Below are 21,340 nucleotides of genomic sequence, written 5' to 3'. Positions count from 1 at the left end.
CCGCGCCCCCACCCCCGTACGGCAGGATGTACCCCCATGACGAGCGTGCGCGACTCCGACACCGGCGGTGCCCGGGCGACTGCCCCCCGGCGCGAGGAGCGGCCGGTGCGGCCCACCCTCCAGGACGAGGTGGCCGCGAACGGCAGCGAACTGTTCGGCGGGCCCGTCGGCCGCCGGGCGCTGCTCGGCGTCAGCTGGTGGACGCCCGTACGGATCGTCGCGCTGGTGGCCATCGGCCTCTTCGCGCTCGGCATGGTGCAGAAGCTGCCCTGCTACAACGGCGGCTGGTTCTACGGCGCCGGCAGCCAGTACGTGCACGCCTGCTACTCCGACATCCCGCACCTGTACAACGCGCGCGGCTTCGCCGCCGACCTCGTGCCGTACTTCGACCGGCTGCCCGGCGACATGGAGTACCTGGAGTACCCGGTGCTCACCGGGCTCTTCATGGAGGTCGCCTCCTGGCTGACCCCGCACGGCGGCTCGCTGCAGCACCGCGAGCAGATCTACTGGCTGGTCAACGCCGGCATGCTGATGGTCTGCGCCGCCGTCATCGCCGTCTGTACGGCGCGCACCCACCGGCGGCGCCCCTGGGACGCGCTCCTCGTCGCCCTGGCGCCCGCCTTCGCGCTGACCGCCACCATCAACTGGGACCTGCTGGCCGTCGCGCTGACGGCCGCCGCGATGCTCATGTGGTCGCGCTCCAGGACGCTGACCGCGGGCGTGCTCATCGGGCTGGCGACGGCCGCCAAGCTCTACCCCGTCCTGCTGCTGGGCCCGCTGCTCGTGCTCTGTCTGCGCGCCGGGCGGCTGCGGGAGTACGCGGTGACGCTGGGCGGCGCCTGTGCCGCATGGCTCGTGGTGAACGTCCCCGTGATGGTGCTGGCGCCGGAGGGCTGGAAGAAGTTCTACACCTTCAGCCAGGAGCGGCCGGTGGACTTCGGCTCCTTCTGGCTGATCATCTCCCAGCGCACGGGCGACCCGCTGGACGGCGCGAACACCTGGGCGACGGCGCTCACCCTGCTGCTGTGCGCCGGCATCGGCGCCCTCGCGCTCTACGCGCCCCGCCGCCCCCGCTTCGCCCAGCTCGCCTTCCTGGTCGTGGCGGTCTTCATCCTCACCAACAAGGTCTACTCACCGCAGTACGTGCTGTGGCTCGTGCCGCTGGCCGCCCTGGCCCGCCCGCGTTGGCGCGACTTCCTGGTCTGGCAGGCGTGCGAGGTCATGTACTTCCTGGGCATCTGGATGTACCTCGCCTACACCTCCAGCGGGGACAAGCACCAGGGCCTGCCCACGGAGGGCTACCAGCTGGCGATCCTGATCCACCTGCTGGGGACGCTCTACCTCTGCGCGGTCGTGGTCCGCGACATCCTGCTCCCGGACCGCGACCCGGTCCGCCGCGACGGCTCGGACGACCCCTCCGGGGGCGTGCTCGACGGCGCCGCGGACGTCTTCACGCTCCCCCGCGCCGAGACCGCGCCCTGGACCGAGCGGCGCCCCGACGCCCCGGCCGTGCGCTGGGGCACGGAGCGGGGCGCGGAGCGGGGTACGGGGCGCTAGCGCCGAGACCAGGGGGCCTTCGGGGCGCCGGGCGTCAGCGCGGGTCCTGGAGGAAGCCGAGGAGAGCGGCCGTGAGTTCGGCGGGCGCGTCCTCCTGGACGAGATGGCCCGCACCGGCGATGCGCTCAAGCCGCGCGCCCGGGATGCGGGCGGCGAGCTCCTGCCCCTTCGTCACGGGAATCCAGGCGTCGTCCTCGCCCCAGCACACGAGCGTCGGGACGCGTATCTCGCCGTAGCGGTCCTGCACCTCGTCGGTGTGTCGCTGGTCGGCCTGGGCGATCTGCCGGTAGAACGCCGCCTGGCCGGGGTCGCCGAGCCAGGGGCCGACGAGCCGGTCGAGGACTGCCGGGTGCAGGCCGGGGCTGCTGGCGGAACCGACGTATTCGCGTACCAGGGCGTGGTGCAGCGCCGGGGGCAGCTGCTCGAAGACCTCGGAGTGCGCGCCGACGAGGCGGAAGAACGGGGACCCCCACGGCGCCAGCGCGACCGGGTCGACCAGAGCGAGCGCGCGATAGCGGGCGCCGTGCAGCAGATGTGCCCGCAAGGAGACGGCCCCGCCGAAGTCGTGGGCGACGACCAGGGGGTCCTCCAGGCCCCAGTGGTCCAGGAGTTCGGTGAAGACCCTGCCCTGGGCGGCCAGGGACACGTCCTGGCCGGCGAACTTCTCCGACGCCCCGTAGCCGGGCATGTCCCACAGGAACACCTGGTGGCGGGGGGCGAGCGAGCGGGCGACGGCACGCCAGACGTACGAGGAGAAGGGCGTGCCGTGGAGGAGGACGACCGGGTCCCGGCCGGGTTGCCCGAGGGTGCCCCAGCGGACGTCACCGGAGCTGCTGCGGAAGGTCCCGGTCAACTGCCCTTCACTCACGGGTGGTGCTCCCTTTCGGGCCGTCAGCGGTCCATCGTGCGGTCGAAGGTGGTCGTCGTGTGCCGCAGATGGGCCACGAGCTCCTCGCCGAGCTGCGGCGGCGGTACGTCGCCGGGGATGAACAGGATGGACACCTGCATGTGCGGGGGCTCGGCGAACCAGCGCTGCTTGCCGGCCCAGACGAACGGCGACAGGTTGCGGTTGACGGTGGCCAGGCCGGCGCGGGCGACGCCCTTGGCGCGCGGCATCACGCCGTGCAGCGCCTTGGGCGCCTCCAGGCCCACGCCGTGCGAGGTGCCGCCGGCCACGACCACCAGATGGCCGTCGGAGGCGGCCTTCTGCTGGCGGTAGCCGAAGCGGTCGCCCTTGGCGACGCGGGTGACGTCCAGCACCGCGCCCCGGTACTCCGTCGCGTCGTGGTCGCCCAGCCACAGCCGGGTGCCGATCCGGGCGCGGAAATGGGTCTGCGGGTACTGCTGCTGGAGCCGCGCCAGGTCGTCCGCCCGCAGGTGGCTGACGAACATGGTGTGCAGCGGCAGCCGGGCGGCCCGCAGCCGCTCCATCCAGCCGATGACCTCCTCGACGGCGTCGGAGCCGTCGGTGCGGTCCAGCGGCAGGTGGAGCGCGAAGCCCTCCAGCCGTACGTCCTCGATCGCGGCGGCCAGCTTGGGCAGGTCCTCCTCGCCGATGCCGTGCCGCTTCATGGTGCTCATGACCTCGACGACGACGCGCGCGCCGACCAGGCCGTAGACGCCATCGACGGAGGAGACCGAGCGGATCACCCGGTCCGGCAGCGGAACCGGTTCCTCGCCGCGCCGGAAGGGCGTCAGCACGAGCAGGTCACCGCTGAAGAAGTCCTTGATGCGGGCGGCCTCGTACGTCGTGCCGACCGCGAGGACGTCCGCGCCGAAGCGGGTGGCCTCCTCGGCGAGGCGCTCGTGGCCGAAGCCGTAGCCGTTGCCCTTGCAGACCGGGACGATGCCCGGGAACTGCTGGATCACGGACTGCTGATGCGCCCGCCAGCGCGCGGTGTCGACATAGAGCGTGAGCGCCATGGCCGGTCCGGAACCTCTCGTGTGATCTGCGGATGGAGAACGAAGAGAACAGGGGGACGGGGACGTACGGGGCCCCTCGGCGGGGCCCCGCGGGTGCCCGGGTCAGCGCCGGGACATCCGGGACTAGCGCCGGGACATGTACATGTCCAACGCCTTGTGCAGCAGCTTGTTCAGCGGGAAGTCCCACTCCCCGAGGTATTCGGCCGCCTGCCCGCCGGTGCCGACCTTGAACTGGATCAGACCGAACAGGTGGTCGTTCTCGTCCAGGGAGTCGCTGATGCCGCGGAGGTCGTACACCGTGGCGCCGAGCGCGTAGGCGTCCCGCAGCATCCGCCACTGCATGGCGTTGGAGGGCCGTACCTCGCGCTTGTGGTTGGCCGAGGCGCCGTAGGAGTACCAGACGTGGCCGCCGACGATCAGCATCGTGGCCGCGGCCACCGCCTCGCCCTCGTGCACGGCGAAGTACAGCCGCATCCGGTTGGGGTCCTCGGTGTTCAGCGCCGTCCACATGCGCTGGAAGTACTCCAGCGGGCGCGGGCGGAACTTGTCGCGCTCGGCCGTCACCTCGTACAGCTGCTGCCAGACCGGAAGGTCGTTGTAGCCGCCCTGGACGACCTCGACGCCGGCCTTCTCGGCCTTCTTGATGTTGCGGCGCCAGAGCTGGTTGAAGCCCTTGTGGACGTCCTCCAGGGAGCGGTTCTCGAGCGGCACCTGGAAGACGTAGCGCGGCTGGACGTCACCGAAGCCGGCGCCGCCGTCCTCGCCCTGCTGCCAGCCCATCCGGCGCAGCTTGTCGGCGACCTCGAAGGCACGCGGCTCGATGAAGGTGGCCTCCACGTCGCGCAGCCGCTTCACGTCCGGGTCCTGGATGCCCGACTTGATCGCGCCGGCGTCCCAGCGCCGGATGATCACCGGCGGGCCCATCTTCACCGAGAAGGCGCCCTGCTGCTTGAGGTGGGCCAGCATCGGCCGCAGCCAGTCCTCGAGGTTCGGCGCGAACCAGTTGATCACCGGTCCCTCGGGGAGGTACGCCAGATAGCGCTTGATCTTGGGGAGCTGGCGGTAGAGCACCAGCCCCACGCCCACCAGCTGGCCCGTCCTGTCGAACCAACCCAGGTTCTCCGCGCGCCATTCGTTCTTGACGTCCGCCCATGCCGGGACCTGCATGTGGCTCGCCGCGGGCAGACTCTGGATGTACGCCAGATGCTGCTCACGGCTGATGGTCCTCAGGGTCAGGCTCATGCGGGGCGCTCCTCGGCAGGTGTGTCCCCCTGGGTCGGGGTTCCGGCTCTCGCCCGGAAGCCTACTGCGCCAAGGGGACCGGCCTTTTGGGGGACGGCCCCGCCGGGGCCCCGCGGACCCGTCGCCGGCCGAGCACGCCCCGATCCGCCGACCGGGTGCGCCGTCGAGCCGTCAGCCGATCACGCCCCCGAAGAGGCCGCCGTGCGCCATGCCGAGCAGCAGCCCGAACGCGGCCGCGCCCATGCCGACGATCAGCAGGAACCGCTCACCGGTGGTGGCGGAGATCATCTGGCCCCAGGCCCCGGTGGCCACGCCGGCCAGGCCGGACCAGGAGCTGACCAGGTGCAGGCCGTGGAACTGGGCCGTGATGAAGGCGAGCGCCCCGAGCAGCACCGTCGCCGCGGCGAGGCTGTTCTCCACCGGGTGGGCCTTGCCGTCGCTGTTGAGGAAGGAGAGCGGGCCGTGCTGCTGCCGTACTGCCTGTGCCATGGGGACCTCCTCGCGGAAGACGGCGCACTGTAGCGCCGTACACACCCGATGTGTACAGATTGCGGCGACCTCCGGCCGGATTTCAACCGGAAGCCGGTGTGCGGGTACTGTGTACGGTCTGCACCGGTGTCTGTCCAGGCCCCTCGGCGGGCCCCACGGGAAGCGAGCGAAAGCGATCTTCCCCGGGACTGTCAGTGGCCCCCGATACCGTTGTTCACGCATTGACCCTCCTGCCACGGAAAGACCGTGGCCGCTGAGTCCAGAGGAGGTGGGTTCCACATGCGTCACTACGAGGTGATGGTCATCCTCGACCCCGATCTCGAGGAGCGCGCTGTCTCCCCGCTGATCGAGAACTTCCTTTCCGTCGTCCGTGAGGGCAACGGCAAGGTCGAGAAGGTCGACACCTGGGGCCGTCGTCGTCTCTCGTACGAGATCAACAAGAAGCCCGAGGGCATCTACTCGGTCATCGACCTCCAGGCCGAGCCTGCGGTCGTCAAGGAGCTCGACCGTCAGATGAACCTGAACGAGTCGGTCCTCCGGACCAAGGTCCTCCGTCCCGACACCCACTGAGTCCCTCCGGTCGCCCCGGCGACCGAAGGACCAGCGGTAAGGGATTCGAGTAGCCCGGCTACCACCAGCAATCCGCAGCAGCAGCAAACCCGCCGAGAGGTCACCCAATGGCAGGCGAGACCGTCATCACGGTCGTCGGCAATCTCGTCGACGACCCCGAGCTGCGCTTCACCCCGTCCGGTGCGGCGGTCGCGAAGTTCCGCGTCGCGTCCACTCCCCGCACCTTCGACCGTCAGACCAATGAGTGGAAGGACGGCGAGAGCCTGTTCCTCACCTGCTCGGTGTGGCGGCAGGCGGCGGAGAACGTCGCCGAATCGCTCCAGCGAGGCATGCGCGTCATCGTGCAGGGCCGGCTGAAGCAGCGGTCCTACGAGGACCGCGAGGGCGTCAAGCGCACGGTCTACGAACTGGACGTCGACGAGGTCGGCGCCAGCCTCCGCAATGCCACGGCCAAGGTCACGAAGACCGCAGGTCGCGGAGGCCAGGGTGGCTACGGCGGCGGCGGCCAGGGTGGCGGCGGCTGGGGCGGCGGCCCCGGCGGCGGCCAGCAGGGCGGCGGCGGTGCTCCCGCCGACGACCCCTGGGCCACCGGCGCTCCGTCCGGCGGCCAGCAGGGCGGCGGCAGCGGTGGCGGTGGCGGCTGGGGCGGCGGCTCCGGCGGCGGCTACTCGGACGAGCCGCCCTTCTAGACCGCGGCGCGCGGTTTGGACTGGGCGACCAGCACAAACTTCTTGATCACACTGGAGAGAGACAATGGCGAAGCCGCCTGCTCGCAAGCCTAAGAAGAAGGTTTGCGTGTTCTGCAAGGAGAAGATCTCCTACGTCGACTACAAGGACACGAACCTGCTGCGGAAGTTCATTTCCGACCGCGGCAAGATCCGTGCCCGCCGGGTCACCGGCAACTGCACCCAGCACCAGCGCGACGTCGCCACGGCTGTGAAGAACAGCCGTGAGATGGCGCTGCTGCCCTACACCTCCACCGCTCGCTAAGGGAAGGGTGACCGAATCATGAAGATCATCCTCACCCACGAGGTCACCGGCCTCGGCACCGCGGGCGACGTCGTGGACGTCAAGGACGGCTACGCTCGCAACTACCTGATCCCGCGCGGTTTCGCGATCCGCTGGACCAAGGGTGGCGAGAAGGACGTGGCGCAGATCCGCCGCGCCCGCAAGATCCGCGAGATCGCCACGATCGAGCAGGCCAACGAGATCAAGGGCCAGCTCGAGGGCGTCAAGGTGACGCTGGCCGTCCGTGCCGGCGACGCCGGCCGCCTGTTCGGCTCCGTCACCCAGGCCGACATCGCCTCGGCGATCAAGGCCGCCGGCGGTCCGGACGTGGACAAGCGCCGCATCGAGGTCGCCGCGCCGATCAAGACCCTGGGCGCGCACCAGGTGTCCGTGCGGCTGCACGCCGACGTCGACGCGAAGCTCGGCGTCGAGGTCGTCGCGGCCTGATCGCCGCGCTCGATCGAGCCGTTCGCGCGAAGGGCCGTCCCTCCTGGAGGGGCGGCCCTTCGCCGCGTTCCGCCGGGGTTGCGCCGCGTTCCGGCGCGCTTTCGTCGGGGGTTCCGAGGGGCCTTGAGGGCCGTCAGGAGTCCGGCGCGGCCTCGGCGGCGGGATGGGCCGCGCGCTCGTACAGCCGCCGTACGGCCTCGCCGAAGTAGGGCGAGTACGAGACGTCGTCGGTGTCGCCCCCGCCCTCGTACCCGCCGGTGATCCCGATCACCGTGCCCTCCCGGCTGCGCGGGTCGAACGAGGTGATCCACGGGCTGCCACTGGTCCCGCCGGAAAGGTCCGCGCACTGGATGCGCAGCTGGGTGGCGCCGAACGCGCTGGTGCGGTTCTTGCAGGAGAGCGGCTCGTCGCGGTCGGCCGGATAGCCCGTTATCTTCACCGGGCGGGCGGGGTCCCGGCCGATCCCGAGGGTGTTGCCGCCGAGCACGTCCTCGATCAGCCGGCCGTCCCGCGGTTTGATCCGCAGGAACGCCACGTCGAGATCGGGGTCGGAGGACTCCTTCCAGCGCTCGTCCACGTAGATGTCGTCGACCTGCCAGGTGCCGTTGGGCGCCGACCCGTCGCGGTAGTCGGGGACGAAGACCAGGTCGTCGAGGTAGTCGCCGTCCGCGCCGCCGTGGACGCAGTGGGCGGCGGTCAGGACGAGATCGCGGCCGGGGCTGTCCACGACGCTGCCCGTGCAGAAGTGGTCGCCCTCGTCGCTGTGCTGGAAGAGCGCGCCGACCCGGGCGTCGGTCCGGGTGCGGGGCGGGGTGTACGAGGTGCCGCGCGGGGGCTTGCCGGTGTGCCGCCGGTCGCCGGGGTGGCCGGCCTTGCCCGGGCCGGCGGCGGCGTACGCGGCGTCGCCCGGCTCGGCACCGGGCCAGGAGTCACCCGCCATCAGCCCCCCGGTGGCCATGGCCAGCACGAGCAGGGGCACGACGCACTTCTTCCGTCCGGGGCGCACGGCGTCCATGGCGCACCATTATGGGTCGGGATTCTGAGGGAACGATGAGGAAAGCGATGGCCGGGCCGGCGCGCGGGCCGTACGGAGCCTCGGGTGGCGGGCCGGCTGCCCGGCGCGCGCCCACGGCTCAGCGCGTGGCGCCGGTGACGATCCAGCGTCCGGAGCGGCTGCGCAGCCACAGCGTGAGCATCCGCACGGCCATCATCACGCCCATGACCCACCACAGCGCCGTCAGCCCGCCGCCCAGGGCCGGCACCGCGAAGGCCAGCGGGGCGAAGACGGCCAGGGTCACCAGCATCGCCCCGGCGAGATACGTGCCGTCGCCCGCGCCCATCAGCACGCCGTCCAGCACGAAGACGACCCCGGAGATCGGCTGGACCAGGGCCACCACCAGCAGCGCGGGCAGCAGCAGCGCGTGGACGGCCGGGTCGGGGGTGAAGAGCGGCAGGATCAGCGGCCGGGAGACGACGATCAGCAGGCCCAGCACCACCCCCGCGGCGATGCCCCACTGGATCATGCGCCGCTCGGCGGCCCGCGCCGCGGTCACGTCGCCCGCGCCCAGCAAGCGGCCGATGATGGCCTGTCCGGCGATGGCGATGGCGTCCAGGGCGAAGGCCATCAGGGACCACAGGCCGAGCACGACCTGGTGCGCGGCGATCTCGGCGTCGCCCAGCCGGGCGGCGACGGCCGTGGCGATCAGCAGGATGGCGCGCAGCGAGAGGGTGCGGATCAGCAGGGGCACCCCGGCCCGGGCACAGGCCCGTATCCCGGCGGCGTCGGGCCGCAGGGAGGCGCCGTGCCGGCGGGCGCCGCGCACCACGACGAGGAGGTAGACGGCGGCCATGCCGCACTGGGCCAGGACCGTGCCCCAGGCGGAGCCGGCGATGCCCAGCCCGGCGCCGTAGACCAGCCCCGCGTTGAGGGCGGCGTTGGCGGCGAAGCCGCCGATGGCCACGTACAGCGGGGTGCGGGTGTTCTGGAGGCCGCGCAGCACGCCCGTCGCGGCCAGCACCACGAGCATCGCGGGGATGCCGAGGGCGCTGATCCGCAGATAGGTGACGGCGTGCGGGGCGGCGGTCGCCGAGGCGCCGAAGAGCTCGGCCAGCGCCGGGGCGGTGGGCAGCACGACGGCCACGAGGGCGGCGCCGAGCAGCAGGGCCAGCCAGATGCCGTCCATGCCCTGGCGGATGGCGGCGGGGAGATCGCCGGCGCCGACGCGGCGGGAGACGGCCGCGGTGGTGGCGTAGGCGAGGAAGACGAAGACATTGACGGCGGTGGTGAGCAGGGCGGCGGCCACGGCGAGGCCGGCGAGCTGCGGGGTGCCGAGGTGGCCGACGATCGCGCTGTCCACCATGAGGAAGAGGGGCTCGGCGACCAGGGCCCCGAAGGCGGGCAGGGCCAGCGAGACGATCTCGCGGTCGTGGCGGCGGGCGGCACGCCGGGCGGCGCGCCGGTCGGCACGCTGCCGGGCGCGCCGCTCGGCGTGTTCCCCGGCGCGCTTCCCGGTGCCGGGGACAGGTGTGCGGGACGGCGGCATGGAATCAATCTAATCTTCCACAGGTAAGAGACGCAAGTGGTGATCAGCCCTTACGGTCGGGTGCTCGCTGTGATCTTCTCTGTGCCGTTTGTCGCGATCTCGGGCGGGGGCCGGAAGTTTTTCTCCCCCACAGCCGGTGGATGGAGAAACCGCAGGTCAGCGTGGTGATCTTCGAGTGATTGTCAGGTTGTCCACAGTGCCGTCCCCCGGGCTGTACACAGGTTGGGGCCGGTTCTCCACAGGTTGGGGTCGACCGTCCACACCCCCTGTGGATAACGGAATTGGTTCCCGGCCCGCGCGGGCCTACCGTGGACCGGCGCCCGCCGCCCGTTCCGGCTCTCGATCTCTTCTCGATCCCCAGCGAACTCGACGCGCCGGAACCGGAGTCGGGCGTCCTATTTGTCAGAGCCGTGCCGTAAGAAGGAGTGCGCGGCGAGCGGTGGCGACGGCCGGGGCGACCCCGGCCGTTCGCCGGCCGCCGGGAGGGTCCGCGTGGCGGACGGGAGGAGGTGCCGGGTGACGCAGCCGGACATGGGCGACCCCTGGGCCGACGCCGGCCCCGGCGACCGCCTGCCCGCCTCCCGCTCCCCGCGCGGCGAGGGCGGCCGGTCCCGGGAGCGCGGCGGCCGTTCCGAGCAGCACGACCGCGGCCGGGACCGCGACCGGGACGACGACGGCTGGTCCGGCGGCCAGGGCGGCGGCTCCTCGTTCGAGCGGGTGCCCCCGCAGGACCTCGACGCCGAGCAGTCGGTCCTCGGCGGCATGCTCCTCTCCAAGGACGCCATCGCGGACGTGGTCGAGGTCATCAAGGGCCACGACTTCTACCGCCCGGCGCACGAAACGGTCTTCCAGGCCATCCTCGACCTCTACGCCAAGGGCGAGCCGGCCGACCCCATCACGGTCGCGGCCGAGCTGACCAAGCGCGGGGAGCTGGCGCGCGTCGGCGGCGCGTCGTATCTGCACACCCTCGTGCAGTCGGTGCCCACGGCCGCCAACGCGGAGTACTACGCGGAGATCGTCCACGAGCGGGCCGTGCTCCGCCGCCTGGTCGAGGCGGGCACCCGGATCACGCAGATGGGGTACGCGGCGGACGGTGACGTCGACGAGATCGTCAACACCGCGCAGGCCGAGATCTACGCCGTCACCGAGCAGCGCACCAGCGAGGACTACCTCCCGCTCTCCGAGATCATGGAGGGCGCGCTCGACGAGATCGAGGCGATCGGCTCGCGCAGCGGACAGATGTCCGGCGTGCCGACGGGCTTCTCCGACCTCGACTCGCTGACCAACGGCCTCCACCCCGGCCAAATGATCGTCATCGCGGCCCGACCCGCGATGGGCAAGGCGCTCGCTCTCGACACGCCCCTGCCCACCCCCACCGGTTGGACCACGATGGGCCGGGTGCGGGTCGGGGACTTCCTGATCGGCGCCGACGGAAGGCCGACGCGGGTGGTGGCCGCCACGGACGTCATGACCGATCGCCCGTGCTATGAGGTCGTCTTCGACGACGGGACGACGGTCGTCGCCGACGCGGAGCACCAGTGGCTCACCGACACCCGTGCCTCCCGCAGGGCCGCCCAGGAGCGTGGTCACGGGCGTCGGACCGCCCTGGCCTCGGTCAGGACGACCAAGGAGATCGCCGAGACGGTGCGCTGCGGCACCGACGGGCGGATGAACCACTCCGTGCGGAACACGGCCGCTCTCGAGCTGCCCCACAAGGAGCTCGCCGTCCCGCCGTACACGCTCGGCGCGTGGCTGGGCGACGGCCACAGCGATGCCGCGCGCATCACCACGGCGGACCCCGAGATCCTGCGCCGCATCGCGCGGGACGGCATCGAGGCGCGACAGGTCGGCGGCTCGATCACCTACGCCCTGCGGTACGACGTGGAGACGCCACGCACGTCGGAGCGGTCCTGTGTGGTCTGCGGGGCGACCTTCGTGCCGAAGGTCGCCCATGTGCGGAGTTGCGGTCAGTCCTGCGGCGGAAAGGCCCGGGCGGTCTCCGCACCCGTCCGGCCGACGACCTGCGTCGACTGCGGCAAGGTGTGCACCTCGCCCTACGACACGCCCCGGTGCGCGCCGTGCACGAGGAACCACGGCAGCCTGCTGGTCGAGCTGCGCGCGCTCGGCGTCCTGGGCGACAAGCACATCCCCCAGGACTACCTGCGCGGCTCCGTGGAGCAGCGGAGGGCGCTCCTCGCCGGTCTGCTGGACACGGACGGAACGGTCAACAGAACGGGCTCCGTGCAGTTCGCGGTCACCAGCGAGGTGCTGGCCGATGGCTTCTGCGAGCTGATCGCCGGCCTGGGATACCGCTACGGAAGGCACACCAAGAGCGTCAAGGGACGCTCGGCGAAGTCATCCGTCGTGCATGTCATCACCTTCACACCCATCGACGACGTCTTCGAACTGGAACGCAAGCGGCGGGCGCACGACGAGCGGCGCCGGCCGGCCAGTCCCCGGCTGGGACAGCGGTACATCGCCGAGGTCCGGGAAGTCGCGAGCGTCCCCGTTCGCTGTGTTCAGGTGGACAACACCGACCACATGTACCTGGCGACCCGGTCGATGGTGCCCACCCACAACTCCACGCTCGCACTGGACTTCGCCCGTGCCTGCTCCATCAAGAGCCAGCTGCCCAGCGTCATCTTCTCCCTGGAGATGGGGCGCAACGAGATCGCGATGCGTCTGCTGTCCGCGGAGGCGCGGGTGGCGCTGCACCACATGCGCTCCGGCAGTATGACGGACGAGGACTGGACTCGGCTCGCCCGCCGGATGCCGGACGTCTCGGCCGCGCCGCTCTACATCGATGACTCCCCGAACCTGTCGATGATGGAGATCAGGGCGAAGTGCCGGCGGCTCAAGCAGCGAAACGATCTGAAGCTGGTCGTGATCGACTATCTCCAGCTGATGCAGTCGGGTGGCTCGCGCCGCCCGGAGAGCCGTCAGCAGGAGGTCTCCGAGATGTCCCGGAACCTCAAGCTGCTGGCGAAGGAGCTGGAGGTGCCGGTGATCGCGCTCTCCCAGCTGAACCGTGGCCCCGAACAGCGCACGGACAAGAAGCCGATGGTCTCGGACCTGCGTGAGTCCGGCTCCATCGAGCAGGACGCGGACATGGTCATCCTGCTGCACCGTGAGGACGCCTACGAGAAGGAGTCACCGCGCGCCGGCGAGGCGGACCTGATCGTGGCCAAGCACCGTAACGGCCCGACGGCCACCATCACCGTGGCCTTCCAGGGCCACTACTCCCGCTTCGTGGACATGGCCCAGACCTGATCCCGCGCGCCGCCCGGGCCATGCGGCCCGGCCGGTGTCCCAGCCGTTGCCCGCTTCGCATGCCTGTCGCCCCCCTCGCCATCCACCCGTACGACCGATCCGCGATCGGAACACGATTGCGGTCCCTAGGGGTCCTAGGTTATACCTAGGGCCCCTAGGTAATTCGGGAGGGCGCATGGTGCGGGCCGGGCTGACGGCGGAGCGGGTGACGGTCGCGGGCGCCGAACTGGCGGACGAGGTCGGGCTGGAGAAGGTGACCATGTCGCAGGTGGCGCGGCGGCTGGGCGTGAAGGACGCGAGCCTCTACGCGCACGTGCGCAACCTGGAGGACCTGCGCGGGCGGATCGCGCTGCTGGCGGCGGACGAGAAGACGCTCCGCATCGCGGCGGCGACCGCCGGCCGGGCGGGCAGGGACGCGCTGATCGCGTACGCGAACGCCTGGCGCGAGTACGCCCACCGGCACCCGGGCCGCTACGCGGCGACGCAGACCCCGATCCGGATCGACCCCGAGCTGGCCGCGACGGCGCAGGGCCCGCGGCGCGCGGTCGAGCTCACCTACGGCATGCTGCGCGGCTACGGGCTGGCCGAACCCGATCTGACCGACGCGGTCCGGCTGTTGCGCAGCACGTTCCACGGGTTCGTCGCCCTGGAGGCCGCGGGCGGCTTCGCGCACGAGCGCTCGTCGCAGGACTCCTGGGACCGCGCCCTCGACGCCCTGCACGCCCTCCTGGAGCACTGGCCCCCGTCCGGAGAAGGAGACTCCGTATGACCGTCCCCACCATCGGCAGCCTGCGCGTGCGGGGTGCGACGTTGCACTACGAAGTACGCGGCAGCGGCCCGCTGTTGCTGCTGATACCCGGCGGGGCCGGTGACGCGGCGTCCTACGACGGCGTCGCCGACGAGCTGGCCGCCGAGTACACCGTCGCGACGTACGATCCGCGCGGCATGTCCCGCAGCCCGCTGGACGACCCCGAGGCCGAACAGCGGCCGGCCGAGCACGCCGACGACGCGTTCCGGATGCTGGAGCTGCTGTCCCCCGGCGAGCCCGCCCGGGTGTTCGGCGCGAGCTCGGGCGCGATCACCGCCCTGCACCTGGGCGCCGCCCACCCCGAGCGCGTCGAGCGGGTCGTGGCGCACGAGCCGCCGGTGGTGGAGGTCCTGCCGGACGCCGCCGACCACCGCGCGTTCCTCGCGCGGGTGGCGGAGACGCTCCGTACGCGGGGGCTCATGCCGGCGATGGCCGAGTTCGCGGCGGGCCTGGCGAAGGAGGGCGCAGCCGCGGCCGCGCCGAAGGCCCAGGTCACGCTGCCGCCGCAGGCGGCGGCGCGAGCGGAGCGGACGATGGCCAACCTGCCGTACTTCCTCGGGCGCGTCGTGCCCGGCTTCATGTCCCGTACGCCGGACATCCCGCGGCTGCGGGCGCTGTCGGACCGGCTCGTGATCGCCTGCGGCCAGGACTCGCGCGGAGAACTGCCGTACCGCGCGGCCGCGGCACTGGCGGAGCGCCTCGGCACGGAGGTGCGCCATTTCCCCGGCGGCCACACCGGGCTGACCACGCACCCCGCGGAGTTCGCCGAACTCCTGCGGAAGGCGCTCCGCGCCTCGACGACGAGGTGACGGCCGAGGTGACGGACGACGTGATGGACGAGGTGACAGTGGAGTGACCGACCTGCCCGGCGGCCGACAGGAGCCGGACGCCATCCCCCGTACCGTGCGAGCCGTCGACACCGAGCGGATTCTCGGCCTGCAACAGGAAGCCGCCGCGTACCGCTTCAGCCAGCGGCTGCCGGTCGACTGGCTCCGGGAGCACCTCGCCGCGGACGCGACGCACTATCTGCTCCCCACGCTCGTCCAGCGGCTCACCCACCGCCCTGAGACGCCACGGCAGTGGAGGTGCCAACTGCTGATGACCGTCAGGTCGGGCGAGGAGATCCGGGGTCTGCTCGACGTCCTCCCCGAGACCTTCGCCACGATTCCGGAGACCCTGGACGGGGCGGCCAAGAAGGACGTCGTCAGCCGGATCGAGCGGGCCGTGACGGTGCGGGACTGGATGGAGCGGCGGCTCGACGGCTCAGGTCCGCCGCCCTGATCGCGCGGCGGGCGAAGACGTCCTCCCGGCGGTCCGCCATCTGCCGCAGCGCGTCCCTGCGGTCCCGTTGGGAGAGCCGGTCGAGGTACGTGTGTCCCCCGAGGTGGTCGGTCTCGTGCTGCAGGCACCGCGCGAAGTACCCCGTCCCCTCGATCACGACCGGGTCGCCGTCCTTGTCGAACCCGCGCACGACGGCGCGGTCCGTGCGGGGGACCGCCATGGTGGCGCCCGGCACGGACAGGCACCCCTCCATGTCGTCGACGAGTCGACGTGCGCCCGGGGCGGGGAGGTCGAGCACCGGGTTGACGATGTGGCCGACGTGCCGGATTCCGTCGTCGTCCGGGCAGTCGTACACGAACAGCGCCAAGTCGACACCGACCTGATTGGCGGCGAGGCCGGCGCCGTCGGCCACGTACATGGTCAGGAACATGTCGTCGATCAGCGCCGACAGTTCGGGGGTGCCGAACTCGGTCACCGCACGGCAGGGGTGGCTCAGTATCTCCTCGCCCACCACCGTGATCCGACGCACCGAGCCCCGTTCCGCCTCCGGCGGCAGAGCCGGGTAGGAGTCGACCGGCTCGCCCTGCACGCGGACGCGCCGGTCGATGGGACGAGTTCGTCGGTCATGACGCACGGGCATCGCTGTCTCCCTCACCGCTTGAACCGCTTGCGCTCCTTGCCAAGTGCTTTGCAAACTAGCAGACTTTGCAAAGTGACCGAAGAAGACCTCACCACCCCGTCCGACCCGTCCCCCAAGTCCGGTGAGGAGCTGCGCGAGCACGAGGTCCGCACAGCACTGCTGGAGCTCCTCGCCGAGGTCGGCACCGTCACGGCGACCGAGGCCGCCGCCCGGCTGGGCCACAGCTCCGGGCTCTGCTCGTTCCATCTGCGGCAGCTCGCGCGCCACGGGTACATCGAAGAAGCCCCGCACAGCGGCGGCCGCGCCCGACCCTGGCGGCTGCGGCGGGCGACCGCCGCGGCCGGCCCGGCCACGGACGACTTCGGCGACCTCGCCCGCGGGCTGGAGGACGAGAGCTGGCAGTCCTGGCTCGACCGCCGGGACCGGGCACCGGCCGAGTGGCGCCGCGACGAGGCGTTCAGCGCCGTCGCCTATCTGACGCCCGAGGAGATGAGCCGGGTGGCGGCCGCGATCCGCCGGGCCCTCGCCCCGTACCAGGACCGCGAACAGCGCCCCCTGGCCCGCCCCGAGGGCGCCCGCCCCGTCGCCCTCATCACGCGGCTGTTCCCCCTGCTGTCCGGGCCCGCGCTCCCCGGCCCTACCAGCGACACGGCCCCGGACCCGGACCCGGACCCGGCCCCGGACCCGGACCCGGCCCCGGGCCCGGCCCCGGACCAGGGCCCGGCCGGAGAGAGCGGGAGCGGCGGCGGCTCACGGCCCGCGTGAGGCGGCCCTACTCCCAGACCGCCGTCGTCGGGTCGACGCCGTGGGCACGGGCGTTCGCGTGGATCGTGTCGCGGAGCCAGACGGTGAGGCCCGGCGCGAGGGCCTCGTACGTGTCGGCGTAGCCCGGCTCGTCGACGTACATGCGCCCGACGCAGGCGTGCATCGCGTGCGTGCAGTCGAAGTACGTGGAGAGCTGCGCGCGGTGGCGCTCGGCGAGGGCGTTCGCCTCGTCGGAGCCGGGGGCGGTGCCGGCGCGCAGCGCGGCGGCCAGGTCGGCGTTGAGGGCGTGGGTCGCGTCCGCCACCCGCTTCCAGTCGTCGGCCGTCATCCCGGCGGCCCGCTCCGCGTACTGCGCCCACTGCGCGGTGTCGCCCCAGCGTTCCTCGGCCTCGTCGACCCAGGAGGGCTGCCAGTCCGCGCCGAAGAGGGCGACCTGCTCCTCCGGGGTCAGCCGCATCCCGGTCCGCGACGCCTCCAGCATGCGGTCGACCGCGTGGACCATGCTCTGCAGGCGGGCGACGCGCGCCACGAGCTGGGAGCGCTGCCGGCGCAGATGGGCGCGGGGGTTGATGTCCGGGTCGTCGAGGACCCGGCCGATCTCGGCGAGCGGCAGCCCGAGCTCCCGGTAGACGAGGACGCGGTGGACGCGGGCGATGTCGTCGGCCGAGTACACCCGGTACCCGGCCCGGGTGCGCCCGCTCGGGCGTACGAGGCCGATCGCGTCCCAGTGGTGCAGCGTCTTCACACTGACCCCGACGAGCGCGGCGGCCCGGCCGACGGTGAGGCCGTCGGCGCCGACCGCTCCCGTGTCCCGCGCGGGGGCGGCCGGTTCCTGCTCGTGGTCGTCGCTGTTCATCGGATCAGTGTCGCTCACGTGCCGGGGAGCGGGCGGTTCCCGGTTGTGGACCTGTCCATCGGGTCGACTTTGGTCCTGTTCGGCGGTCCATGGGCGGGGCAGGGTGGGAGGGCGCCGGTCGGACCCCGTGGAGGACCCCCTTGAGCATCGCGTTCCTGCTGACCACCCTGGTCGTGGTGGCCACCCCCGGCACCGGCGTCGTGTACACCCTCGCCGCCGGGCTGGCCCGTGGCCGCCGGGCCGGCGTGGTCGCCGCGCTCGGCTGCACCCTCGGCGTCGTGCCCCACCTGGTGGCCACGGTCACCGGGCTCGCCGCGCTGCTGCACGCCAGCGCGGTCGCGTACGAGGTGGTGAAGTACCTCGGGGTGGGCTATCTGCTCTTCATGGCGTGGGCGACACTGCGCGACAAGGACGCGCTGACGGTGGAGGCGGAGGCGGAACCGCGGTCGGCGGCGCGGGTGATCGTCTCCGGGGTGCTGATCAATGTGCTGAATCCGAAACTCACCATGTTCTTCGTCGCGTTCCTGCCGCAGTTCGTCCCCGCCGGCGAGCCCGGCTCGCTCGCCGTGATGCTCCGGCACAGCGCCGTTTTCATGCTGCTCACCTTCGTTGTCTTCGCGGTGTACGGGGTGTGCGCGGCCGCCGTGCGCCACCGCGTGCTGGCCTGGCCGGGGGTGATGACGGGCGTGCGGCGGGTGTTCGCCGTCTGCTTCGTGGCCCTGGGCGTGCGGCTGGCGGTGGCGTGAGCGGGCGCATCGCCGGGCCGGCGGAACGGGCGGCGGAACGGGCGGCGGGCGACGGCGGTGGCGGCCGTGGCGGTGGCGCACGCCCCCGTACGGCTGCCGGGCCGGCGGGTCGTACGGGGCCCGCGTCGCGCGGCTCGGACTTCCTCCAGCTCGACGCCGGCGAGGCGCCCGCCGGCGGCAAGGCGGACTGGCTGGCCCGGCGGCTGCGGCAGGCGATCGCCGACGGCCGGCTGGCGGTGGGCAGCAGGCTGCCGCCGACGCGGGTGCTCGCCGCCGAACTGCGTCTGTCGCGCGGGGTGGTGACGGAGGCGTACCGGCGGCTCACGGAGGACGGACAGGTGGAGGGGCGCGGCCGCGGGGGGACGGTGGTGGTCGCGGCGCCGCCGCCCGTATCGGTGTCCGCGCCTGTCCCGGCCGGGCCGGCTCCCCGGGGGCGTACGGCAGCCGGCACGCGCAGAGGCGGCGGCGGGCTCGTGCGGCTCCCCGCACGCCCCCCACACCACTCCGTACTGTTCGCCGCGCCCCCCGGCCCCGACGTCTTCGACCTGCTGCGTGCCGCCCCCGCCCGGATCGACTTCACCCCTGGCCGGCCCGACCTCGCGGTGTTCCCCCGTGCCGCCTGGTTGCGGGCCGAACGCGCCGTGCTCGACGAGCCGTCCGCCGCCGAGCACCTCGGCTACGGCGACCCCCGGGGCGCCCTCCGGCTGTGCCGCGCCGTCGCCGGCTGGCTGGCGCGCGGCCGGGGCGTCCGCGTCGAGCCGGACGAGGTGCTGATCGTCGCCGGTACCGCACAGGCGCTCACCCTGCTGGGCCCCGTACTGCGCGCGGACGGTGTCGACGGTGTCGCCGTGGAGGACCCCGGTTCGCTCGGCATCCGGCAGCACCTGCGGAACGGGGGCCTGGCCACCCCGCCCGTGCCGGTGGACGAGAACGGCGCACGCGTCGACGCGTTGCGCGCTACGGGGGCCCGCGCCGTACTGCTCACGCCCGCGCACCAGTTCCCCACCGGCGTGGTGACGAGCGGCGAGCGCCGCCGCGAGCTCCTGCGCTGGGCGGAGGACGGCGGGCTGATCCTGGAGGACGACTACGACGCGGAGCACCGCTACGACCGCCCGCCGGTGCCCGCGCTGCGCGCCCTGCTCGCCGACCGAGTCTGCTACCTGGGCAGCGTCTCCAAGCTGCTCGCGCCGGCCCTGCGGATCGGCTGGGCCGTGCCGCCGCCCCGCCACCGCGACGCGCTCGTCGAGGCCAAGCGCTTCACCGACCTGGGCAACGCGGCGCTACCGCAGCTCGTGCTCGCCCGGCTGATGGAGACCGGCGCGCTGGAACGGCATCTGCGGCTGCTGCGCGGCAGGCACCGGCGGCGGCGCGACGCGATGATCGCCGCCATCGCCGACCACCTGCCGGGCGCGGTGGTGCACGGCGCGGCGGCCGGACTGCACCTGACCGTGGCGTACGGGACCGACGTGCCCGACACGGAGCTCGCCGCCGCCGCGCTCGCCCGGGGCGTGAAGTGCCAGCCGCTGTCCTGGCACCGGCAGCTGCCCGGCCCGCCGGGACTGGTCCTCGGCTACGCGGCCTGCGCGCCGGCGGCCATCGCCGAGGGGGTGGCGGAGATCGGTGCGGCGCTGCGGGAGTTGTCCTGACGTTCGGTGGCGCGCTGGGCGGGGCCCGGGGTGCGGGGCGTTCGGGGCGCACAGCCGTGCGGGCGGACGGGAGCGCGTGTTGACCTTCACGCCGCTCGAACGTCGACAATCGCGCCCATGGACGACACCGACGCGCTGCTGAGCATCGGCGCCTTCGCCCGGCGGGTGGGGCTCGCGCCGAGCGCCCTGCGGTTCTACGACGACTGCGGGATTCTCCGGCCCGCCCGGGTGGACGGGTCGACGGGGTACCGCCACTACGCGCCGGAGCAGGAGCCCCGCGCCGTGCTCGTACGGCGGCTGCGGGAGGGCGGGCTGCCGCTGACGGATGTCTCGGCGGTGCTCGACGGCACGCCGGAGGAGGCGCGGCGGCTCCTGGAGGGCCACGCCCGCGCCGCGCGGGACCGGGCGGCCGCGGCGGTGGCCGTGATCGAGGAGTTGCTGCGCGACCTGGGCGGCCTGCGTGGCCTGCGCGGTCTCCCGGGTGGCACGGGTGGGACGGGTGGGGCGCCCGAGCCGTACGGCGACAGTGGGGCGGAGGGCGAGTACGGGTGCCGGCCGACGAGGACCGTGGCGCGGATCGGCGGAGCGGAACTGGCCAGTGCCGTACGGCAGGTGGCGCCCGCCGTGGCCGGTGACGCGGCCGTACGGGCGGAGGCTCCCGCGCTGGGCTGCGTGCTCCTCGAACTCGACGGCGGCGAGGTGCGCCTGGTGGCCACGGACCGCTACCGGCTGTCCGTCCGCGTCCTGCGCGCGCTCTCGGCCGAGGGCGGGCCCGGACACGCGCTGATCGGGGCCGAGCGGATGCGGGCCGTCGCGGCCTGGGCGCTGGGCCGGCCCGAGGTCACCGTCGAGATCGACGGCGGCGAGGTCCGCTTCCGCGGCGGCGACGGGCTCCGTACGGCACCGGGTGACGGCGACGTGACCCGTACGGTGTCGGCCGTCGACGACGTCTTCCCCGACTACCGGCTGGTGCTGAACGACCTTCCGCCCGCCCGGCACCGGGTGATCACCGATCGGGGCGCGCTGCGGGCCGCGCTCCTCGGCCGGGAGGGGACCGGCCGGGTCCTGTTGACCGCCGACGAGCGGCAGCTCGTGCTCGACGGCCCGCCCGGCGGGCGCCTCTCCGGCGGCCGGCCTCGCACCGTACTGCCGGCGATCCGCATCGGCCCCCCTTTGCGCATCGCCTTCGACCCGGACGTGCTGCTGGCCGCGCTGGAGGCGGCCGTCGGCCCGGATGTGCTGCTGGAGGTCTCCTCGCCGTGGCGCCCCGCCGTGGTCCGCTCCGCCGACCAGGGCAGCTTCACCACGCTGGTCATGCCGGTCCACGATCCCGCGGCGGGGCGGCCGGACGCGGAACAGTGAGCCGCGCCGGCCGAGTCGTCCGCGCGCCCCCGCCTCGTACGCCGTACCCGCACCCCCGCCTCGTACGCGCACCCCGCCTCGTACGCGCGCCCCGGCCCACGTACGCCCGCCTCCCGGCCGGAGCACCCCCGCGTCCTCGACCGGGTGCAGGAAAACGTCAACTTCGCCATCTGGCACTCGGCCACCT

General features: G+C 73.0%; 21 protein-coding genes. 13 read left to right on the top strand and 8 right to left on the bottom strand.

Annotated features, from left to right (window positions below):
• Positions 1-36: 36 nt before the first annotated feature.
• Positions 37-1,557, top strand: a complete 1,521-nt coding sequence (locus ACSNOD_RS07180) for a glycosyltransferase family 87 protein (protein WP_436765912.1) — start codon at positions 37-39, stop codon at positions 1,555-1,557.
• A gap of 34 nt (positions 1,558-1,591) precedes the next feature.
• On the opposite strand, the gene ACSNOD_RS07175 is transcribed toward ACSNOD_RS07180, so the two are convergent.
• The 4 genes from ACSNOD_RS07175 to ACSNOD_RS07160 all read right to left on the bottom strand — a co-directional run bounded on the left by ACSNOD_RS07175 (position 1,592) and on the right by ACSNOD_RS07160 (position 5,211).
• The gene (locus ACSNOD_RS07175) at positions 1,592-2,425 is read right to left on the bottom strand and encodes an alpha/beta fold hydrolase (protein WP_436765911.1); all 834 of its coding nucleotides are present in this window, start codon (positions 2,423-2,425) and stop codon (positions 1,592-1,594) included.
• 23 nt (positions 2,426-2,448) lie between these two features.
• Positions 2,449-3,480, bottom strand: coding sequence for an alanine racemase (locus tag ACSNOD_RS07170; RefSeq protein ID WP_436765910.1), 1,032 nt, complete (start codon positions 3,478-3,480; stop codon positions 2,449-2,451).
• 123 nt (positions 3,481-3,603) lie between these two features.
• Positions 3,604-4,722: a lipid II:glycine glycyltransferase FemX gene (locus ACSNOD_RS07165; RefSeq protein WP_436765909.1), complete on the bottom strand. Its 1,119-nt coding sequence runs from the start codon at positions 4,720-4,722 to the stop codon at positions 3,604-3,606.
• A gap of 171 nt (positions 4,723-4,893) precedes the next feature.
• Entirely contained in the window at positions 4,894-5,211 is a 318-nt protein-coding gene (locus ACSNOD_RS07160; protein ID WP_436765908.1) for a hypothetical protein, read from the bottom strand.
• A 279-nt stretch (positions 5,212-5,490) separates the two neighbouring features.
• On the opposite strand from ACSNOD_RS07160, the gene rpsF reads away from it, so the two are divergent.
• From rpsF to rplI, 4 genes are all read left to right on the top strand, one after another.
• Entirely contained in the window at positions 5,491-5,781 is a 291-nt protein-coding gene (rpsF, locus tag ACSNOD_RS07155) for a 30S ribosomal protein S6 (protein WP_436765907.1), read from the top strand.
• A 107-nt stretch (positions 5,782-5,888) separates the two neighbouring features.
• Positions 5,889-6,470, top strand: a complete 582-nt coding sequence (locus tag ACSNOD_RS07150) for a single-stranded DNA-binding protein (protein WP_436765906.1) — start codon at positions 5,889-5,891, stop codon at positions 6,468-6,470.
• 64 nt (positions 6,471-6,534) lie between these two features.
• The gene (rpsR, locus tag ACSNOD_RS07145; protein WP_003978893.1) at positions 6,535-6,771 is read left to right on the top strand and encodes a 30S ribosomal protein S18; all 237 of its coding nucleotides are present in this window, start codon (positions 6,535-6,537) and stop codon (positions 6,769-6,771) included.
• An 18-nt stretch (positions 6,772-6,789) separates the two neighbouring features.
• On the top strand, positions 6,790-7,236 hold the full coding sequence (rplI, locus tag ACSNOD_RS07140; protein WP_436765905.1) for a 50S ribosomal protein L9: 447 nt from the start codon (positions 6,790-6,792) through the stop codon (positions 7,234-7,236).
• Positions 7,237-7,369: 133 nt separating this feature from the next.
• On the opposite strand, the gene ACSNOD_RS07135 is transcribed toward rplI, so the two are convergent.
• A complete protein-coding gene (locus tag ACSNOD_RS07135; RefSeq protein ID WP_436765904.1) occupies positions 7,370-8,251 on the bottom strand; it encodes a trypsin-like serine peptidase in 882 nt (293 codons plus the stop codon).
• A gap of 118 nt (positions 8,252-8,369) precedes the next feature.
• Positions 8,370-9,779 carry an MATE family efflux transporter gene (locus ACSNOD_RS07130; RefSeq protein WP_436765903.1) on the bottom strand — a complete coding sequence of 470 codons (1,410 nt, stop codon included), beginning with the start codon at positions 9,777-9,779 and terminating at the stop codon, positions 8,370-8,372.
• A gap of 531 nt (positions 9,780-10,310) precedes the next feature.
• Between ACSNOD_RS07130 and dnaB the strand changes: the two genes are divergently transcribed.
• The 4 genes from dnaB (at position 10,311) to ACSNOD_RS07110 (ending at position 15,138) form a co-directional block, all read left to right on the top strand.
• Positions 10,311-13,049 (top strand): replicative DNA helicase, encoded by a 2,739-nt coding sequence (dnaB, locus tag ACSNOD_RS07125; RefSeq protein ID WP_436765920.1) that lies wholly within the window; start codon positions 10,311-10,313, stop codon positions 13,047-13,049.
• 175 nt (positions 13,050-13,224) lie between these two features.
• Entirely contained in the window at positions 13,225-13,818 is a 594-nt protein-coding gene (locus ACSNOD_RS07120) for a TetR/AcrR family transcriptional regulator (protein ID WP_436765902.1), read from the top strand.
• Complete coding sequence (locus ACSNOD_RS07115; RefSeq protein ID WP_436765901.1) at positions 13,815-14,666, top strand: alpha/beta fold hydrolase; 852 nt, start codon at positions 13,815-13,817, stop codon at positions 14,664-14,666. The genes ACSNOD_RS07120 and ACSNOD_RS07115 overlap by 4 nt, the downstream gene beginning before the upstream one ends.
• A 43-nt stretch (positions 14,667-14,709) precedes the next feature.
• Positions 14,710-15,138: a hypothetical protein gene (locus ACSNOD_RS07110; RefSeq protein WP_436765900.1), complete on the top strand. Its 429-nt coding sequence runs from the start codon at positions 14,710-14,712 to the stop codon at positions 15,136-15,138.
• Here ACSNOD_RS07110 and def read toward each other — a convergent pair.
• Complete coding sequence (gene def / locus ACSNOD_RS07105) at positions 15,062-15,778, bottom strand: peptide deformylase (RefSeq protein ID WP_436765899.1); 717 nt, start codon at positions 15,776-15,778, stop codon at positions 15,062-15,064. The two genes, ACSNOD_RS07110 and def, sit on opposite strands and share 77 nt — an antisense overlap.
• A 72-nt stretch (positions 15,779-15,850) precedes the next feature.
• Between def and ACSNOD_RS07100 the strand changes: the two genes are divergently transcribed.
• On the top strand, positions 15,851-16,543 hold the full coding sequence (locus ACSNOD_RS07100) for a winged helix-turn-helix transcriptional regulator (protein WP_436765898.1): 693 nt from the start codon (positions 15,851-15,853) through the stop codon (positions 16,541-16,543).
• Between the two features lie 7 nt (positions 16,544-16,550).
• Here the strand turns inward: ACSNOD_RS07100 and ACSNOD_RS07095 are convergent, their stop codons facing one another.
• Positions 16,551-17,399: a MerR family transcriptional regulator gene (locus ACSNOD_RS07095; RefSeq protein ID WP_436765897.1), complete on the bottom strand. Its 849-nt coding sequence runs from the start codon at positions 17,397-17,399 to the stop codon at positions 16,551-16,553.
• 140 nt (positions 17,400-17,539) lie between these two features.
• Here ACSNOD_RS07095 and ACSNOD_RS07090 point away from each other — a divergent pair, with 140 nt between their 5' ends.
• The 3 genes from ACSNOD_RS07090 to ACSNOD_RS07080 all read left to right on the top strand — a co-directional run bounded on the left by ACSNOD_RS07090 (position 17,540) and on the right by ACSNOD_RS07080 (position 21,153).
• Complete coding sequence (locus ACSNOD_RS07090; RefSeq protein WP_436765896.1) at positions 17,540-18,145, top strand: LysE family translocator; 606 nt, start codon at positions 17,540-17,542, stop codon at positions 18,143-18,145.
• Positions 18,142-19,791 (top strand): PLP-dependent aminotransferase family protein, encoded by a 1,650-nt coding sequence (locus tag ACSNOD_RS07085; protein ID WP_436765895.1) that lies wholly within the window; start codon positions 18,142-18,144, stop codon positions 19,789-19,791. Before ACSNOD_RS07090 ends, ACSNOD_RS07085 begins: the two co-directional genes overlap by 4 nt.
• Before the next feature lie 117 nt (positions 19,792-19,908).
• Positions 19,909-21,153, top strand: a complete 1,245-nt coding sequence (locus ACSNOD_RS07080; protein ID WP_436765894.1) for a MerR family transcriptional regulator — start codon at positions 19,909-19,911, stop codon at positions 21,151-21,153.
• Positions 21,154-21,340: the final 187 nt, after the last annotated feature.

The sequence above is a fragment of the Streptomyces sp. URMC 123 genome (genome assembly GCF_051386515.1).
GTDB lineage: Bacteria > Actinomycetota > Actinomycetes > Streptomycetales > Streptomycetaceae > Streptomyces.
Note: the sequence above shows the minus strand (reverse complement) of the source record. Positions and strands in the feature narration are given on the sequence as shown.

Excerpts from the sequence above, each read along its gene's own strand:
- ACSNOD_RS07180 (WP_436765912.1), top strand. The coding sequence starts at position 37 with ATGACGAGCGTGCGCGACTCCGACACCGGCGGTGCCCGGGCGACTGCC.
- ACSNOD_RS07170 (WP_436765910.1), bottom strand. The coding sequence starts at position 3,480 with ATGGCGCTCACGCTCTATGTCGACACCGCGCGCTGGCGGGCGCATCAG.
- ACSNOD_RS07165 (WP_436765909.1), bottom strand. The coding sequence starts at position 4,722 with ATGAGCCTGACCCTGAGGACCATCAGCCGTGAGCAGCATCTGGCGTAC.
- ACSNOD_RS07160 (WP_436765908.1), bottom strand. The coding sequence starts at position 5,211 with ATGGCACAGGCAGTACGGCAGCAGCACGGCCCGCTCTCCTTCCTCAAC.
- rpsF (WP_436765907.1), top strand. The coding sequence starts at position 5,491 with ATGCGTCACTACGAGGTGATGGTCATCCTCGACCCCGATCTCGAGGAG.
- ACSNOD_RS07150 (WP_436765906.1), top strand. The coding sequence starts at position 5,889 with ATGGCAGGCGAGACCGTCATCACGGTCGTCGGCAATCTCGTCGACGAC.
- rpsR (WP_003978893.1), top strand. The coding sequence starts at position 6,535 with ATGGCGAAGCCGCCTGCTCGCAAGCCTAAGAAGAAGGTTTGCGTGTTC.
- rplI (WP_436765905.1), top strand. The coding sequence starts at position 6,790 with ATGAAGATCATCCTCACCCACGAGGTCACCGGCCTCGGCACCGCGGGC.
- ACSNOD_RS07135 (WP_436765904.1), bottom strand. The coding sequence starts at position 8,251 with ATGGACGCCGTGCGCCCCGGACGGAAGAAGTGCGTCGTGCCCCTGCTC.
- ACSNOD_RS07130 (WP_436765903.1), bottom strand. The coding sequence starts at position 9,779 with ATGCCGCCGTCCCGCACACCTGTCCCCGGCACCGGGAAGCGCGCCGGG.
- dnaB (WP_436765920.1), top strand. The coding sequence starts at position 10,311 with ATGGGCGACCCCTGGGCCGACGCCGGCCCCGGCGACCGCCTGCCCGCC.
- ACSNOD_RS07120 (WP_436765902.1), top strand. The coding sequence starts at position 13,225 with ATGGTGCGGGCCGGGCTGACGGCGGAGCGGGTGACGGTCGCGGGCGCC.
- ACSNOD_RS07115 (WP_436765901.1), top strand. The coding sequence starts at position 13,815 with ATGACCGTCCCCACCATCGGCAGCCTGCGCGTGCGGGGTGCGACGTTG.
- def (WP_436765899.1), bottom strand. The coding sequence starts at position 15,778 with ATGCCCGTGCGTCATGACCGACGAACTCGTCCCATCGACCGGCGCGTC.
- ACSNOD_RS07095 (WP_436765897.1), bottom strand. The coding sequence starts at position 17,399 with ATGAACAGCGACGACCACGAGCAGGAACCGGCCGCCCCCGCGCGGGAC.
- ACSNOD_RS07080 (WP_436765894.1), top strand. The coding sequence starts at position 19,909 with ATGGACGACACCGACGCGCTGCTGAGCATCGGCGCCTTCGCCCGGCGG.